The sequence below is a fragment of the Flavobacterium psychroterrae genome (assembly GCF_018380615.1).
GTDB lineage: Bacteria > Bacteroidota > Bacteroidia > Flavobacteriales > Flavobacteriaceae > Flavobacterium > Flavobacterium psychroterrae.
Genome location: NZ_JAGYVZ010000026.1, coordinates 1 through 17,652, shown reverse-complemented (window position 1 = coordinate 17,652; position 17,652 = coordinate 1). Strand labels below are relative to the sequence as shown.

Sequence of the window (17,652 nt, the reverse complement as noted above, 5' to 3'; positions counted from 1 at the left end):
TCTACAATTAATATATAACCTTAATAGCTACAAAATATAATCGGTATTAATAAAATTCGATTCCTTGCTGTTTAGCAATTCCTGCAAAATTTCATTATTATAAGCGATATCTTTTGAAGCCACAAATGTACGAATGGAGAATGAACGCAATGCATCAGGAATACTCAAAGTCCCTACTGCCGAGTCTTTACGGCCTGTAAACGGGAACGCATCCGGACCTCTCTGGCAAGAACTGTTCAGGTTTACTCGACAAACTAAATTCACTAAGGAATCAATGAGCGGAGCCAGAGTTTTAATATCCTTCCCGAACAAACTTACTTGTTGACCATAATTTGATTCGGCCATATCATCAAGAGGTTCATCAATATGTTTAAACGAAATAATAGGCACAACCGGTCCAAATTGTTCTTCGTGATACACACGCATATTTTTATCTACAGGATATAAAACGGCTGGAAAAATATAATTCTCCGTATGTTTTCCACCTTTTTCGTTCAGTATTTTTGCTCCTTTAGAAGTTGCATCGTCAATTAATCCCTGAATATATGCTGGTTTTTCGGCTTCAGGAAGTGGCGTTAACGAAACTCCTTTTTCCCACGGATTCCCAAATACCAAACCATCCACTTTTTCAGAGAAACGTTTGTTAAATTCTTCGGCAATTGATTCATGCACATAAAGCACTTTCAAAGCCGTACAACGCTGACCGTTAAAAGACAAACTTCCTGCAATACATTCCTGAATTGCCAGATCTAAATCAGCATCCGGTAAAATAATCGCCGGATTTTTAGCTTCTAAACCAAGAATCAAACGCAATCTATTTTTATTTGGATGTTGATCCTGTAACGCAATCGCAGATTTACTGTTTCCAATTAACGCCAAAACATCAATTTTACCTGATTTCATTATCGGAGAAGCCACTTCACGACCTCGACCGTAAACAATATTAATAACACCTTTAGGAAAACTGCTTCTAAAAGCGTGTAATAATGGTGAAATACATAAAACACCATGTTTCGCAGGTTTAAAAATAACTGTATTACCCATAATTATTGCCGGAATCAACAATGAAAAAGTTTCATTTAGCGGATAATTGTATGGTCCAAGACACAATACAACTCCCAGAGGTCCACGACGAATCATAGCATTCACGCCCTGAACTTTTTCAAAATGCGAACTACGACCGTTTAATTCCTTATAACTATCAATTGTATCCTGAATATATTCTACCGTTCTGTCAAATTCTTTTTGCGAATCGCCAAGGTTTTTGCCTATTTCCCACATCAAAAGTTTTACTACTTCTTCGCGGGTTTCCTTCATTTGTCGCACAAAATTTTCCATGCATTTAATACGGTCAGCAACTTTCATTGTTGGCCATAATCCTTGTCCTTTATTATAAGCTCCATTTGCAGCTTCAACAACTTCAGCAGCTTCTTTTTCTCCCATAAACGGGATTGATCCTAATAATGTTGGCGTATATTTTTCTGTAGAAGAAATGGTCGAAAAAACAGGCGTGGTTTGTCCTGTCCATTTTTTCAATTCTCCGTTTACAAGATAAGTATCCTGATTTATAATGGTTTTTATTTGATATTCTTCTGGTATTAAACTCATCATCTGGTAATTTATGTTTGGTTATTAATAGCGCTTAAAAGAAAAAAGAGGCTTTTTATTGCCTCTTAATTTGTTTTATGGATTTATGGTTTCGCCTTCCCAATCCAGAATTCCGCCAAGTAAATTGTAGGCATTATTGATACCTAACTCATTCATAACCTGACATGCTTTAGCACTTCTGGCTCCGGAACGGCAATACACGTAATAATTTTTATTTTTATCTAATTCTTCGATTTCATAAATAAAACCCTGACCTTTATTAATATCAATGTTTACGGCATTCTCAATATAGCCGTCATTAAATTCGTCTTCAGTTCTTACGTCCAGTATAACTGCATTCTCGTCAGCAGCAAGCTGATTAACCCAATCTTCTTGTGATAAATTCATAGTATCTGTTTTTTGTAAAATTAAGACGTTTCTATTAATTAAAAACGTGCCAAATGCGATTTCGATTATTATTCTCAGAAAACGTTTTAGAGAAAGTATAATAATCAGTGAAATACAAATTTACTCACTATTTTTAAAAATACAGTCTATAAAATCGATAGAAAATAGGATTTTTTCATTTTGATAAAATACATCTAAATATAGTTTTCTCATAATTATAACCATTTCAATCTGCTATCTTTGTAATAAATTATATGTTTTAATTTCTATTTGATAAAATCGTTTGTGAGCATTTATTTTTTTTGCCACAGATTATATGATTAAAGTGATTAAAAAAGTTGCCACGAATTACACAAATTTTCACTAATTAATTCGTGTAGATTCGTGAAATTTTTGGAAGAAAATAAATAACACATTATTGTCACATAGCTATGTGTATGTACTAAAAGTGAAACGCCTTTCATGATTTCTAAAAGCTATGTCTCTATGTGTTAAAAAAATAGCCACAGATTAATTCGTAAAATTAGTAGCAAAAGAAAAACCTGTGAAAACCAGTTCAATCCGTAAAATCCGTGGGCTAATAATACCAACATAACCAAATGCAAAACTCACTAAAAAACATATTCCCAAATTTCTCCCCCGAACTTATTTCGACTATCGAGGAAAACGGAAGCTTACAAGATTTTGAAGCCGGAACAGTATTAATGCGAACCGGACAATATATCAAAAACACCGTTTTAATTACCAAAGGAAAAATCAAAATCTACCGCGAAGGCGAAGATGGCGGCGAATTTTTAATGTATTATCTACAACCGGGACAAGCCTGCGCAATCTCGATGATCTGCACCGCCAAAAGCGAAAAAAGCCAAATCATGGCAAAAGTTGTCGAAGATGTTTCGGTAATGATGATTCCGTTGCAAATGATGGACAAATGGATGATGGAACACAGATCCTGGTACGAATTTGTAATTGAAACTTATCGAAGCCGTTTTGAAGAAGTCCTCGAAGTTGTTGACAATATCGCTTTCCGTTCTATGGACGAGCGGCTAGAATTTTATCTCAAACGTCACTCAGAAGCTTGTGGTTGTTCTGAAGTAAAATTATCACATCAGGAAATCGCAACCGAATTAAACACATCAAGAGAAGTCATTTCAAGATTACTCAAAAAAATGGAACAAAGAGGTTTAGTAAAACTAAATCGAAATCAAATCGAACTTTTGAAGTAAATGGTTAGGCCCACAGGTTTTACAGATTGAATGGGTTTTCGCAGGTTTTTTTCTTTTCTTCTTGATTTTGAAAGCCCTGTTTTGTCAGTTCGAGCGGAGTCGAGAACCCGCAAAGCATTTCGACTCCGCTCAATTTGACAACCAAAAAAATAAATCAGTGGAAACCAGTTTAATCCGCCAAATCCGTGGGCAATAAATCTAGTAACAAAAAAACCTTGTGTGATAAATGTTACTGTAAAGTTCTATTTATAAAATCACCTTTGCACAAAACAAATGCAAATGGAATATATAGGGTATTTTGCCTCGATAATTATCGGGATTTCGCTGGGATTAATTGGCGGAGGAGGATCGATATTGACCATTCCTATATTAGTATATTTGTTTAAAATAAATCCGGAGCAAGCCACATCATATTCGTTATTTATTGTGGGTTCAACCGCTTTATTTGGGAGTTACAGCCATTACAAAATGGGAAATCTAAAACTGAAATCGGCATTATATTTTGCTGTTCCGTCTGTGATTTCTATTCTAATAATTCGCGAAGTTATTTTTCCACAAATTGCATCGACATTATTTTCTATCGCTTCCTATTCCGTTTCAAAAGATTTTTTGATAATGATTATTTTTTCAGTATTAATGATTACGGCAGCAATTTCAATGATCCGAAAAAACAAACCCGAACTCAAAACCACCGAAACCAATTACATACAATTAAGTATAATAGGTTTCGTAGTCGGAATCATAACCGGATTTCTGGGTGCGGGCGGAGGATTTCTCATCATTCCTGCCCTACTCTTTTTCGCCAATTTACCCATGAAACAAGCCGTAGGGACATCATTATTAATCATCACCATAAATTCGTCCATAGGTTTTGCGGGCGATTTATACATAGGAACTCCCATAAATTATAGCTTTTTATTAGGCGTTACCGCAATGGCACTTATCGGAATGTTAATAGGAAGCCAGCTTTCTAAAAAAATCGACGGAGCAAAACTGAAACCCATTTTCGGTTGGTTTGTTCTTGTAATGGGGTTTTATATTATTACTAAAGAGGTTTTATTTTAAAGTTTTTTCTCTCGCAGATTTAGCAGATTCGGCAGATTTTTTTTGTCTAAATTTTAGTTTACTTATAGTAAATCTTTACCACAATTTTTTCATTTCGACGAAGGAGAAATCTCATCAAGTAACTCCGCACAGATAAGCAATAATCTTTGTCGATTCTGTACATGTGATTTCTCCTTCGTCGAAATGACAAAAACAAAAAAAATCCGTTTATTCATTTCGAGTAAACGGATTTGTATATTTTGTGCATTTTCGCCATGGCGAAAGGGCTATCCGCTATATTTTTTCCTTGCTAAAGAAGCAAGAAAAAGGATATCGCTACTATTCCAATGTCATTAAGTTAAGGGGAAATCTATAAAATTACTTAACAGTTTAATCAAGAAAGTAATTAGAAAAAATCTGTTTTTATCAGCGTTTTCGTGTTAGCGAATCAGTAAAATCAGCGTCTAATTTTTGACGCGGATAAAACAGATTTACTTCGTAAAAACGCGGATAAAAACGGATTTTATTTGTAATGATTTTATTTTTTTAAAAGCTTAACTTAATGACATTGGCTACTATCCCTAACGCAAACCTGAGTAAATTCTAAAAATAAAACTTGACTAGCCGTGGGTTTTAACCCACGGAATATTAAACGAATTATTCTTGGCTTTAGCCAAAACAAACTTAATAATTTGGCTAAAGCCATAACACTTAAATTAAAAAAAACCGCTGGTTAAAACCAACGGCTATTCATATATTAATTTGTGAAAATTTGTGTAATTAGTGGCAAAAAACCTTTAATGCTCCCCATACCCAACCTCATCCATTTTACCACTAAAAACGCGATACTGAATAATAAAATATATAATTACCAAAAACAAAGCGATAAAAAACCAGCTCATTCCGGCATTTAATCCGTATTCTCCGGCGGCAGTATTATAAATTGTTAATGACGGATTTACGTTATTGGTTGAAGGCAAAACATTTGGAAAAATCGAAACGGCTGTTGATGCAAAACCTCCAACAAGAAACAAAGTCGAAAACAAAAATCCCATTCCGTCTTTTTGCCATGAACGTACTTTAAATAATCCTAAAATTCCAACAAAAGTCATTAGCGGAAAAAACCAAAGAATCGGGTTTTCTACGAAATTATGAAACGGTCTCGGCTCAATAAAATGCCATATTTGCAACGAAATACAAACCAAAACCAGTAAAACAATATTCAGTTTGAAAACTACATTTTTAAGTTTTGGATTCAACGCCGAATTTGTTTTATAAATAATCCAGTTGGCACCATGAATTGTTAATGCCACGACACTTACAATTCCTAAAAAAAGCGTAAACCAATCTATAATTCCTAATTCATTCGCTTGCGGACTAAAAGTTGGATTCCATAAAGGTAAAAAGAAAAAATGTGCTTCCTGAGTCGAAACCCCATTGGTTACCATTCCTAAATTTACACCGCGAACAATATTCCCCAAAGCAATCCCGAAGAACAATGCCAAAAGTAAACTGGCAATCCCAAAAGCTTTGTCCCAAATGGCTTCCCACATTGGGTGATGCACTTGTCCGCGCATTTCTAAACCGATCGCACGGAAAATCAACAACCATAAAATCATAATCAGCGGTAAATAAAATCCGCTGAATGATGAAGCGTATAAAGTAGGGAAAGCAAAAAACAAAACGCCTCCCGCAGCAATGATCCAAACTTCATTTGCATCCCAAAACGGACCAATCGCGCTTGTAATTGCTTTTTTATCTTTCTCTTCTTTAGCAAAAAACAAATGAATTATTCCTGCTCCAAAATCGTAACCGTCAAGTACAATATAAACGGCCAGAATTCCCATTAAAACTACGTACCAAAAAAATTCCATAATTATATTTTTTCTGAATTAAGATCAACATTATGAGGTCCTTTATTGATGATTTTTCCAATTAAAAGCAAAAACAGCATTCCTAGTAAAAGATATAATCCTATAAACCCGAGTAAAGTAAACAAGGTATTTCCGGAAGAAACTGTTGGCGATGCTCCTGCAGAGGTTCGTAATAAATTATAAACCAGCCACGGCTGACGCCCTAATTCTGCTGTATACCAACCTGTTGTATTGGCGATGTACGGAAATGGCATCATAAACATCAACGACCATAAAATCCATTTGGTTTCAAATAATTTTCCTCTAACCAATTGAAAAAGTGCCAAAACCATCAAACCTATAAATAATGTACCAAGTCCTACCATTATATGATATGCGTAATACAATCCCGAAATATTAGTGGGATGCAAATCTTCTTCAAACTGATCTAAACCTTTGATTTCCTGCTCCCAATTTCCGTAAGTCAGAAAACTCAAGATATTAGGAACGGCTATTTTATTGTCCAGTTTTTTGTCTTTTACATCGGGCTGACCAATCAAGACAATTTCAGATCCTTTTTTCTCGGTATGAAAAATCCCTTCCATTGCGGCAAAAGTTACAGGTTGGTATTTCACGACATTTTTAGCCAATAAATCTCCCGTAGGAACTGCCACAATAATACTCGAAATCAATCCGAAGATTACGCCCGTTTTCAGAAATAATCGTCCGAAAGAAACATTCTTCTGACTTAAAATATAAAAAGCACCAATTCCAGCCACAACAAACGAACTCGTGACTAAAGACGCTGCCTGGTTGTGTAAATAAGAAGGCCATAACCAAGGATTCAGAAATAATGCTTTGAAATTCGTCAGCACAAATCTTCCGTTTTCAAGAATTTCATAGCCTACAGGATTCTGCATCCAGGAATGTGTCGCTATAATAAGATATCCGCTTGCCCAGGAACCAATCATAATTAATAATCCGGTGACAAAATGCCATTTATGTCCAATTATTTTTTCTCCAAATAAAAAGATTCCCAGAAAAGAAGATTCTAAGAAAAACGAGAACATTCCTTCCATGGCTAAAGTCTGACCAATGATTCCGCCAGTTAATTCAGAGAATTTTGCCCAGTTGGTTCCAAACTGAAACTCCATTGGAATTCCGGTGACAACGCCCATTGCAAAATTCAGAGCGAAGATTTTCATCCAGAAATGAGTGGCGTGATTGTATTGATCGTTTTTTGTTCGTAGGTATTTCCATTTAAAATAAACAATGATCAGCGAAAGACCCATTGTAAGTTGCGGAAAAAGATAATGAAAAGTAATTGTGAAGGCGAATTGCATTCGGTCATAAAAAAGCATTTCTTCCATAGTGGTATTTTATTTATGAAGTCCCACAAATTTACCCATTAAAACCCGAAATTCCTGCCTTTAAAAAAAGTTTATCGCCTGATATTTGTTAAACTTTTCAACAACTTTGCCAAAGTTTGTCATTTCGACGAAGGAGAAATCTCCGCGAGAAACTCGACAAAGATTTGATTCTCGTTGAGGAGCTACTTGCGGAGATTTCTCCTTCGTCGAAATGACAAGATTATGTCTAAACTTTGTGAAGAATGGACTAAAATCCATCCCTACAATATGTTTTGATCCTCCGGAACTTTTTCTAAAACTATCAGTCCTTCTTCAAAATTCCTTTTTCTACGCTTTCATTAATTAATCCTTCGGCGTAATTCCATATCGTTTTGGAACCTTCTTTTATGGCACTCTTTTTTTCGTAGACCTTTTCATAATTTACGCCAAACTCTTTCCATGTTCCACCATTATTTGATGTATTTTGAAGTAAAGGTTCCAATCTGTCCATTGATTTTGCGAATTTTGCTTCGTTAGTTTCTCCAGCTTCAAATTCTTCCCAAATAGCAATCATTTCATTAGCTTGTTTTTTTGGCAGCAAACCAAAAATACGATTTGCCGCCAATCGTTCTTCATCAGTATTATTATGATTTTTTTGAGTATCATATATAAAAACATCTCCAGCGTCGATTTCTACAATATCATGTATCAATACCATTTTTACGACTTTCAAAACATCTATTGGTTCATTTGAATGTTCTGCTAAAACAATCGCCATCAAAGCCAGATGCCAACTGTGTTCTGCGTCATTTTCATTTCGGTCGCTATTAAATAGTTTCGTTTTACGCTCAATGTATTTCAGTTTATCAATTTCCTTTATAAAAGCAATCTGATTCAATAAATCTTCTGTGTTCATAGCAATGATTTTTGTAGAGTTGTAAAATTACGTAGATTTTCTTTTCTCACCATATAAGTTATATAAGTTCATTTTAGCATAAGGCAAATTATGTAAAGCCTTATATTACTTATATGTTAAAAATTAATTTAGCATAAAGTGATTGCGCGAAGGCTTAAATTTACTTATATAACTTATATGGTGAAAATTCCATTTTTTACATAAAAATCAAATTTGTGTAACATTAGTCACCCTTTTTAATAAAAAAGTAGGTTACCTTTGTATTCCCATATTTTTAGAATACTTATCATGAAAATAGAACAAATTTACACCGGATGCCTTGCACAAGGTGCTTATTATATTACTTCAAATGGCGAAGCTGCTATTATTGACCCGCTTAGAGAAATCCAGCCTTATCTGGATCGTTTAGAACGTGATTCGGTTAAATTAAAATATATTTTTGAAACTCATTTCCACGCTGATTTCGTTTCCGGTCATATTGATTTAAGCAAAGAAACTGATGCACCAATTGTTTACGGACCAAATGCGGCTTGCGAATTTGATTGCATTTCTGCTAAAGACGGAAAAGAATTCAAAATCGGAAAAATTACAATCAAAGCCTTGCATACTCCGGGTCACACCATGGAAAGCACTACTTATTTATTGATTGATGAAAACGGAAAAGATCACGCTATTTTCTCCGGAGACACTTTATTTATTGGTGATGTGGGTCGTCCGGATCTTGCCCAAAAAGCAGCCGGAATGACACAAGATCAACTGGCGGGGATTTTATTTCATTCGTTAAGAGATAAAATTATGACCCTGGCAGATGATGTTATCGTTTATCCTGCCCATGGAGCCGGAAGTGCCTGCGGAAAAAACATGAGTAAAGAAACTGTTTCAACAATCGGGAATCAAAAAGCGACCAATTATGCTTTGCGTGCGAATATGACCGAAGCCGAATTTATCACCGAAGTTACAGATGGCTTATTGCCTCCTCCAGCCTATTTTAGTATGAATGTGGCAATGAATAAAGGCGGTTATGAAAGCTTTGAATCGGTTTTGCATAACGGAATGAAAGCAATTGATGTGAAAGATTTTGAGGCTGTGGCCGAAGAAACCGGAGCATTGATTTTAGACACCCGTAAAAGCGGTGATTTTTATAAAGGATATATTCCTCAATCTATAAATATAGGAATCAACGGTGATTTTGCGCCGTGGGTAGGAACTTTAGTTGCCGATGTAAAACAACCTATTATATTAGTAACAGAAGTTGGTCTTGAAGAAGAAACAGTAACGCGTTTAAGCCGTGTAGGTTTTGATTCGATTATTGGTCATCTTGACGGTGGTTTTGAAGCATGGGAAAAAGCTGGTTTTGAAGTGGATACGGTAAACAGAATTTCGGCTGAACAATTTGCTTCTGAATTTAATATTAAAGAAGATAAGATAATTGACATTCGTAAAGAAACGGAATATGAAGCAGAACATATTGATGATGCTTACAGTAAACCGCTTGCTTATATAAATGACTGGGTAAAAGATATTAACCCAAATGAGCATTTTTATCTACATTGCGCGGGCGGATATCGCAGCATGATTGCAGCTTCGATTTTACAAGCCCGAGGTTTCAGAAATTTTACCGAAATTGATGGTGGTTTTGGAGCGATTGCAAAAACCGATATTCCAAAATCAGATTTTGTTTGCCAGAGTAAAGTATTAAAATAAAGGTTCTGAGTTACTAAGGTTCTAAGATTTTTGACCTTAAGCTTAGTTACTCAGAATCTTCAAAAAATTAAATGACAAAGTTTTTTACCTTAGTAGCTTAGAATCTTAGCACCTTAGAACCTTAAAAATATGCTAGAAATTATAAAAGAACCTTGGCCTTGGTACGTTGCAGGTCCGTTGATTGGGTTGACTGTTCCTATTTTGTTGATTATCGGAAATAAATCTTTCGGGATTAGTTCTTCTCTTCGTCATATTTGTGCAGCTTGTATTCCTGCGAATATTTCGTTTTTTAAATACGATTGGAAAAAAGAAAGTTGGAATTTATTCTTTGTTTTCGGAATTTTCCTTGGCGGAATTATCGCAGCTTATTTTCTGGCAAATCCAAATCCGGTTGAAATTACTGCAAAGCTTTCGGAACAATTGAATTCTTACGGAATAACGGATCGTTCCGGTTTATTGCCGAAAGAACTTTTTTCATGGGAAAGTTTATTCACGCTTCGTGGATTTATTATGATTGTGGTTGGAGGATTCTTAGTTGGTTTTGGAACGCGTTATGCCGGCGGATGTACAAGCGGACATGCAATTATGGGGATTTCAAATTTACAATGGCCTTCATTGGTAGCGACGATCTGTTTTATGATTGGCGGTTTTATTATGGCAAATTTAATTCTTCCTTACATTCTTTCACTTTAAGATATTCTTTCACTTAAAATTTCAAAAATGAATACTTTAGAAAATAAAAATACAGATACAGAAGGAATCAACGGAAGTCAATTGAAGGATTCAGGATTCTCGAACTTTAAATATATGTTGGTTGGAATTCTTTTTGGAATCGTATTCGTAAAAGCCGAAATCATTAGTTGGTTTCGTATTCAGGAAATGTTTCAGCTACAATCCTTCTTTATGTATGGCGTAATTGGAAGCGCGGTTCTTGTTGGAATCATCTCAGTTCAGATTATTAAAAGATTCAATATCAAAACCATTCAGGGAGAAAAAATCGAAATTCAGCCTAAAACTTTTAGCAAAGGACAAATATATGGCGGATTGTTATTTGGATTTGGCTGGGCAATTACCGGAGCTTGTCCCGGGCCCCTTTTCGCTCAAATAGGCACCGGAGTTACCGTAATTGTAGTGACTTTATTAAGTGCTATTTTAGGAACCTGGTTTTATGGGTTAATCAAAGATAAATTGCCTCATTAATTTAGTTTATAATATCAAAGGAAGATGAGCAACATAACAGAACAATTAATTTTAAGAAAAGCAGATATTGCGGAAATACCTCTTATCTGGAATATCCTGCAAGATGCCATTGAACAAAGGCGACAAGACGGAAGCACGCAATGGCAAGACGGTTATCCTAATGAACTTACGATCCAGAATGACATAAAAAATGGTTGTGCTTATGTACTTACAGAGAATAACTCGATTCTATGTTACGCCGCCATAATATTCGATAAAGAACCTGCTTATGAAAGCATACAAGGCAAATGGCTTACTAATGGCGATTATGCTGTTGTACATCGTGTCGCGGTTTCAAAATTAGCAAAAGGGAAAGGTATTGCCACTAAACTTTTTAAAAATATAGAGGATTTATGCCTCAAACAAAATATTTACAGCATTAAAGTAGATACGAATTTTGACAATGTTCCAATGCTCAAAATTTTGGATAGATTAAGTTATACGTATTGTGGTGAAGTTTTTTTTAGAGGAGCATCAAGAAAAGCATTCGAAAAAAAGTTAATTTAATAAACAATTTCAATACTACTCAAACCCGACAGGCTCTTAAAAAACCTGTCGGGTTATTTATTAAAACGAATTATTTCCTCGCAACAATTACTTCTATACCTATTTCTTCAAGTTTCATTTTAGTTTCTGCATCAATACCATCATCTGTAATTAATACGTCGATCATATCTAAATTGCATATTTTACCAAAACCCCTAATATTCATTTTTGTAGAATCTACAAGAACTATAACTTTTTCTGAAACTGAAATCATAGCTTGATTCAGATGCGCTTCCAGAGCATTTGAGGTACTTAACCCGAAATCTAAATGAAGTCCATCTGCTCCTAAAAACAATTTATTACAAGAAAATTGATTTAGAATTGATTCAGAAATTGGTCCTACAACTGAGTTTGAACTTTTACGAATATCACCTCCAAGCTGTATTGTATCAACATTTGCTTCGTTACTAAGCTCCATAGAAACTTTTAAAGAAGGTGTAATAACTGTTAGTTTTTGAAACCCTGAAATAATTTGAGATAAATAATGAATATTAGATCCTGAACCTAAAATTATATAATCAAAATTATTAATATACTTTAAAGCTTCTTGTGCAATTTGCTTTTTTTGCTCTACTTGTAAACCTTCTTTATCGCTTATATTTTTTTCAAAAGCATAAATAGGCTGCTTACTTGCACCGCCATGTGTACGATGTAGTAACTTTTCATTTTCTAAAAAATTCAAGTCCTTTCGTATTGTTACGGTCGATACATTAAGAATTTCGCACAAATCGGCCACATTTACATGTCCTTTTTTGTCCAGTTCTTTAAGTATATCTTCTTGCCTTTTGTTTATTATCACCATAGAATCCAATATTATTTAGATTTTAAAAGTTTAAATATACAATAAAAAAAATAATTTAAAAAAAACCTTATTCTGTTAGCTCGGTTTCGTTTTGTTTCGTTAAGTTTGTTATACAGAAACAAATGACAATAAAAAGAAACAAAAACAAACACATATGAAACGTTCAGATCAAATATCGAAATTAAAAAATACTGAAAAGTGGGACGTTATTGTAATAGGCGGAGGCGCAAGCGGACTTGGAACTGCTCTTGACGCTGCCAGCCGAGGATATAAAACAATTTTAATTGAAGCAATAGATTTCGCGAAAGGAACTTCGAGCAGAAGTACTAAATTAGTTCACGGAGGTGTTCGTTATTTAGAACAAGGTGACATTCATCTTGTCAGAGAAGCGTTGAAAGAAAGAGGTTTAATGGCTAAAAATGCCGGACATTTAGTTAAAAATCAATCTTTTGTAATTCCTAATTATAATTGGTGGGGCGGTTGGTTTTACACCGTTGGATTAACCGTTTACGATTTACTTGCCGGACGTTTAAGTTTAGGTCGTTCAAAATACATATCAAAGAAAAAAACTATCGAAATGCTTCCTACCGTTGAAGAAAAAGGTTTGGTAAGCGGCGTTATTTATCATGACGGACAATTTGACGATTCGCGTTTAGCAATAAATCTTGCTCAAACAGCAATTGAAAAAGGTGCTTGCCTTTTAAATTATACAAAAGTGATCAATTTATTAAAAGACGGCAACAACCAGGTTATTGGCGTTCAGGTAATAGATCATGAAACAGGAGATAAATACGACATAAAAGGATCAGCAATCATTAATGCGACAGGGGTTTTCACAAATGCAATAATGAAATTAAATGATACTGTTTATAAAAAATATATTGTGCCAAGTCAGGGAATTCATCTTGTATTTGATAAATCATTTTTACCAAGCGATCACGCTTTGATGATTCCTAAAACAAGCGACGGAAGAGTTTTATTTGCTGTGCCATGGCATAACAGGATTGTAGTGGGAACAACTGACACATTAATTAAAAAACACAGTTTAGAACCTATTGCTTTAGAAAGCGAAATTGAATTTGTACTGGAAACGGCACAACGATTTCTTGCTAAAAAACCTACCCGAGCTGATGTTTTATCTGTTTATGCAGGTTTACGACCATTGGCTGCTCCTGAAGAAGAGGGAAAAAGCACTAAAGAAGTTTCCAGAAGCCACAAAATAATAGTTTCAGAAACCGGGTTAATAACAATTACCGGAGGAAAATGGACCACGTATAGAAAAATTGCTGAAGATATTATTGATAAAGCAATTAAAAAAGGAAAATTACCTGCAAAAGCATGTAATACTGAACACCTCTCTATTCATGGAAATAAACCCACAACTACTTTAGAAAGAGAAAATCATTTATATATCTATGGTTCTGATATTTCTAAAATAATTGAATTACAACAAACCGAACCTGAATTAAAAGAAAAACTTCATCCTGACCATGAATTTACAATGGCAGAAGTAGTTTGGGCGATTCGACATGAGATGGCAAGAACTATTGACGATGTTTTAGCAAGACGCGTTCGTTTATTATTCCTAGACGCCAGGGCAGCAAGACAATCTTCAGAAAAGGTCGCCAGATTACTAGCCAAGGAACTAGGACACGATGAAGCCTGGATTAGCAAAGAAATAGCACATTTTAAAGAAACATCAAAAGGATTTCTTTTATCAGAATTTCAATAAATATCTAATATCAAATACATACAAGCAATGCCAAATAAATTAATTTTAGCACTCGATCAGGGAACTACTTCCTCAAGAGCTATTGTCTTTAACCATAAAGGCGAAATTGTAAGCCTTTCACAAAAGCCATTTGAGCAAATTTTCCCAAAACCAGGATGGGTAGAACACGATCCCAATGAAATATGGTCGTCTCAAGTAAGCGTTGCTGCCGAGGTAATTGCAAAAGTAGGGATTTCAGGTAGAGAAATTGCAGCAATTGGGATTACAAATCAAAGGGAAACAACTATTGTTTGGGATAGAGAAACAAGCGAACCCATTTATAATGCTATCGTTTGGCAAGATCGAAGAACAGCAAAGTTTTGTGACGAATTAAAAGCGCAGGGACATGCTGAAATGATTCAAAAAAAGACAGGCTTAATTCTGGATGCTTATTTTTCCGGAACAAAAGTGAAATGGATTCTGGATAATGTTCCCGGAGCACGCGAAAAAGCAGAACAGGGAAAACTATGCTTTGGAACTGTTGATACCTGGTTAATATGGAAACTAACCCGAAGCAAATTGTTTATGACAGATGTTTCGAACGCAAGCAGAACTTTGTTATTCAATATTCATACTTTAGAATGGGATAACGAATTACTTGAATTATTTGATATTCCAAGAGCAATGTTGCCGGAAGTAAAAGAAAGCAGTGCCATTTATGGTGAAACTTCTACTACCCTTTTTGCATCAAAAATTCCTATTGCAGGTGTTGCAGGAGATCAACAGGCAGCACTTTTTGGTCAGTTATGCACCACTTCAGGAATGGTAAAAAACACTTATGGAACAGGTTGCTTCATGTTAATGAATACAGGTAAAAAACCTATTTCATCAACAAATAATCTATTGACTACAATAGCCTGGAAAATTAACGGAGAAGTAACATATGCTCTTGAAGGCAGCGTTTTTGTTGGTGGTGCAGCGGTACAATGGTTAAGAGATGGAGCAAAAATGATCAATTCATCTGAAGAAATAGAAGCTCTCGCTGCAAGTGTACCTGATAATGGCGGTATTTATTTTGTTCCGGCTTTAACGGGTTTAGGAGCTCCTTATTGGGATCAATATGCCAGAGGTGCCATTGTGGGCATAACACGAGGAACAACAAATGCGCATATTGCGCGAGCAACTCTTGAAGGAATTGCTTATCAGGTTAATGACCTGGTTAAAGCCATGGAAGCAGATTTTGGTGGTAAAGGAAAAGAAATGAGGGTTGACGGAGGTGCAGCAAACAATAATTTACTGATGCAATTTCAGTCAGATATTTTTGGGTCTAATGTTACTCGTCCTAAAACACTTGAAACAACAGCTTTGGGAGCGGCATATTTAGCCGGACTTGCTGTGGGGTATTGGGAAAGCATAGAGGAATTAAAGGAACAATGGTCTATAGATAAAGTGTTTACTCCAAAAATGGAAAAAACAGAAGTAACGTCTCTTGTAAAAAATTGGGACAAAGCTGTGGGACGCGCATCAAACTGGATTGAAGAATAAACCATTAAAAACATATCAAATTATGACTCCTTTTACAGCAGAAATTTTAGGTACTATGGTAATGATTTTATTAGGGAACGGCGTTGTTGCAAATGTATCCCTTAAAGGAACTAACGGAAACAATTCAGGCTGGATCGTTATTACTACAGCTTGGGCATTTGCAGTTTTTGCCGGTGTAACTATTGCCGGACCTTCCAGTGGAGCGCATTTAAATCCTATTGTTACACTTGGACTGGCTCTTATTGGTAAATTTAGCTGGAATTTAGTTCCTGTTTATATTATTGCTCAAATGATTGGTGCAATGCTGGGAGCTTTATTAGTATGGTTATCTCATAAAGATCATTTTGCAGCAACAGATGATGAAGGTGCTAAACTTTCTTGTTTTTCTACAGGACCAGCAATAAAAAATAATTTCTCCAATATAATGAGCGAAGCAATTGCAACTTTCGTTTTAATTTTTTCAATTTTTTATATCGCGGGACCAAGTTTAACCCTTGCAACAGATACAAGTGCAACAATAGGTTTGGGAACTGTAGGCGCTCTTCCTGTTGCAATTGTTGTATGGGCAATTGGCTTATCATTAGGTGGTACAACGGGTTATGCTATTAATCCGGCACGAGATTTAGGACCCAGAATTATGCATTCTCTTTTACCCATAAAGGGAAGCAGTAACTGGAGTTACGCATGGATTCCTATTTTGGGCCCAATAATAGGATCTTCTTTAGCAGCTGGATTATACTTACTTCTTAATTAATACTCTTATTTCAATTTAACTTTTTAATGAAAAAATTACTTATTTATTCTATGGTTTTAATCATAGGACTAGCTGGTTATGCTCAGGAAATTCCGCCCGAAATTACAACTACAAAAGAACCCGGTAGGCTAAATTTTAATGTTGGACTTGAAACCAGCCATCTTTGGAGAGGATTAATCATAAATCCAAGTATTACTATTACAGGAGATATTCATTACACCTTTGATAAAAAGCAAAATTTTTCCGTTGGCATCTGGGGAGGAAACGGGTTTGATGGCAAATATACTGAGATTGATTATTACGTTCAATACAAACACAAAGGTCTTACTGTAGGGTTGTGGGATTTATTCAATACTACAAATGTGGAGCATCCGGAGGTTTTTAATTATGATAAAAATGCTACAACACACCTTATTGATTTTAGAAGTTCGTATAGATTTCCGGAAAAATTTCCTTTACGTATTGAAGCAGACATTATCTTATACGGAAATGATCGGGAGTTAACTTCGGACTTAAATTATAAAAACAGATATTCGACTTATGTTGAGTTAGGTTATCCAATTATAAAGAATGAACAAATAACTTTAGACGGTTATATAGGCGGTTCTTTTTCGCTTGACGGAAAATCAAATTTATATTCGACAAATTTGAATCAGAATTTCAATATTGTAAATGCAGGTTTAAAGGCATCAAAAGAAATCTCTATTCTGCAATATAAACTTCCTGTTTATGCAGGAATAATGTGGAATCCTTCTGAAAAATACACTCGTATGCAAATAGGCGTTTCGTTATTTTAGGTTTACTATTTTGTATAAACAATCAAACCCGACAAGTTTTCTTTAACTTGAACTGCCCCCAAAAAGTTAGACACTATTTGGGGGCATTTTTATGGAAAAAAGAGTAAAATATGATTATGAGTTTAAGCTTGGCTGTATAAATAAAGTTTTAAAAAACAACATTCCAGTTTA

The 17,652-nt window shown here is 35.0% G+C and carries 16 protein-coding genes; 10 read left to right on the top strand and 6 right to left on the bottom strand.

Features of this window, described 5'->3' with window-relative positions:
• Window positions 1-27 precede the first annotated feature (27 nt).
• On the bottom strand, window positions 28-1,608 hold the full coding sequence (locus tag KHA90_RS20910; protein WP_213306129.1) for an NADP-dependent glyceraldehyde-3-phosphate dehydrogenase: 1,581 nt from the start codon (window positions 1,606-1,608) through the stop codon (window positions 28-30).
• A gap of 75 nt (window positions 1,609-1,683) precedes the next feature.
• Window positions 1,684-1,995 (bottom strand): rhodanese-like domain-containing protein, encoded by a 312-nt coding sequence (locus KHA90_RS20905; RefSeq protein WP_055095772.1) that lies wholly within the window; start codon window positions 1,993-1,995, stop codon window positions 1,684-1,686.
• A gap of 599 nt (window positions 1,996-2,594) precedes the next feature.
• Between KHA90_RS20905 and KHA90_RS20900 the strand changes: the two genes are divergently transcribed.
• Entirely contained in the window at window positions 2,595-3,221 is a 627-nt protein-coding gene (locus KHA90_RS20900) for a Crp/Fnr family transcriptional regulator (protein ID WP_213306015.1), read from the top strand.
• Between the two features lie 279 nt (window positions 3,222-3,500).
• The gene (locus tag KHA90_RS20895) at window positions 3,501-4,286 is read left to right on the top strand and encodes a sulfite exporter TauE/SafE family protein (RefSeq protein WP_213306012.1); all 786 of its coding nucleotides are present in this window, start codon (window positions 3,501-3,503) and stop codon (window positions 4,284-4,286) included.
• A 776-nt stretch (window positions 4,287-5,062) separates the two neighbouring features.
• On the opposite strand, the gene cydB is transcribed toward KHA90_RS20895, so the two are convergent.
• From cydB to KHA90_RS20880, 3 genes are all read right to left on the bottom strand, one after another.
• On the bottom strand, window positions 5,063-6,139 hold the full coding sequence (gene cydB, locus KHA90_RS20890) for a cytochrome d ubiquinol oxidase subunit II (protein ID WP_213306010.1): 1,077 nt from the start codon (window positions 6,137-6,139) through the stop codon (window positions 5,063-5,065).
• A gap of 2 nt (window positions 6,140-6,141) precedes the next feature.
• Window positions 6,142-7,488 (bottom strand): cytochrome ubiquinol oxidase subunit I, encoded by a 1,347-nt coding sequence (locus KHA90_RS20885; RefSeq protein ID WP_213306007.1) that lies wholly within the window; start codon window positions 7,486-7,488, stop codon window positions 6,142-6,144.
• Window positions 7,489-7,789: 301 nt separating this feature from the next.
• Entirely contained in the window at window positions 7,790-8,383 is a 594-nt protein-coding gene (locus KHA90_RS20880) for an HD domain-containing protein (protein WP_213306004.1), read from the bottom strand.
• Between the two features lie 288 nt (window positions 8,384-8,671).
• On the opposite strand from KHA90_RS20880, the gene KHA90_RS20875 reads away from it, so the two are divergent.
• From KHA90_RS20875 to KHA90_RS20860, 4 genes are all read left to right on the top strand, one after another.
• Window positions 8,672-10,087 (top strand): MBL fold metallo-hydrolase, encoded by a 1,416-nt coding sequence (locus tag KHA90_RS20875; protein WP_213306001.1) that lies wholly within the window; start codon window positions 8,672-8,674, stop codon window positions 10,085-10,087.
• 129 nt (window positions 10,088-10,216) lie between these two features.
• Window positions 10,217-10,780, top strand: coding sequence for a YeeE/YedE family protein (locus tag KHA90_RS20870; protein WP_213305998.1), 564 nt, complete (start codon window positions 10,217-10,219; stop codon window positions 10,778-10,780).
• Window positions 10,781-10,807: 27 nt separating this feature from the next.
• Window positions 10,808-11,287 carry a DUF6691 family protein gene (locus KHA90_RS20865; RefSeq protein WP_213305995.1) on the top strand — a complete coding sequence of 160 codons (480 nt, stop codon included), beginning with the start codon at window positions 10,808-10,810 and terminating at the stop codon, window positions 11,285-11,287.
• Between the two features lie 24 nt (window positions 11,288-11,311).
• Window positions 11,312-11,833, top strand: coding sequence for a GNAT family N-acetyltransferase (locus KHA90_RS20860; RefSeq protein ID WP_213305992.1), 522 nt, complete (start codon window positions 11,312-11,314; stop codon window positions 11,831-11,833).
• A gap of 70 nt (window positions 11,834-11,903) precedes the next feature.
• Here the strand turns inward: KHA90_RS20860 and KHA90_RS20855 are convergent, their stop codons facing one another.
• Complete coding sequence (locus KHA90_RS20855) at window positions 11,904-12,674, bottom strand: DeoR/GlpR family DNA-binding transcription regulator (protein ID WP_213305989.1); 771 nt, start codon at window positions 12,672-12,674, stop codon at window positions 11,904-11,906.
• Window positions 12,675-12,828: 154 nt separating this feature from the next.
• On the opposite strand from KHA90_RS20855, the gene KHA90_RS20850 reads away from it, so the two are divergent.
• Genes KHA90_RS20850 through KHA90_RS20835 form a run of 4 tightly spaced genes read left to right on the top strand, consistent with a single transcriptional unit; the run spans window position 12,829 to window position 17,481 of the window.
• Window positions 12,829-14,406, top strand: a complete 1,578-nt coding sequence (locus KHA90_RS20850) for a glycerol-3-phosphate dehydrogenase/oxidase (RefSeq protein ID WP_213305986.1) — start codon at window positions 12,829-12,831, stop codon at window positions 14,404-14,406.
• A 27-nt stretch (window positions 14,407-14,433) separates the two neighbouring features.
• Entirely contained in the window at window positions 14,434-15,930 is a 1,497-nt protein-coding gene (glpK, locus tag KHA90_RS20845; RefSeq protein WP_213305983.1) for a glycerol kinase GlpK, read from the top strand.
• A gap of 19 nt (window positions 15,931-15,949) precedes the next feature.
• Window positions 15,950-16,684 (top strand): MIP/aquaporin family protein, encoded by a 735-nt coding sequence (locus tag KHA90_RS20840; protein ID WP_317197410.1) that lies wholly within the window; start codon window positions 15,950-15,952, stop codon window positions 16,682-16,684.
• Window positions 16,685-16,710: 26 nt separating this feature from the next.
• Complete coding sequence (locus tag KHA90_RS20835; protein ID WP_213305977.1) at window positions 16,711-17,481, top strand: hypothetical protein; 771 nt, start codon at window positions 16,711-16,713, stop codon at window positions 17,479-17,481.
• The last annotated feature ends 171 nt before the right edge of the window (window positions 17,482-17,652 follow it).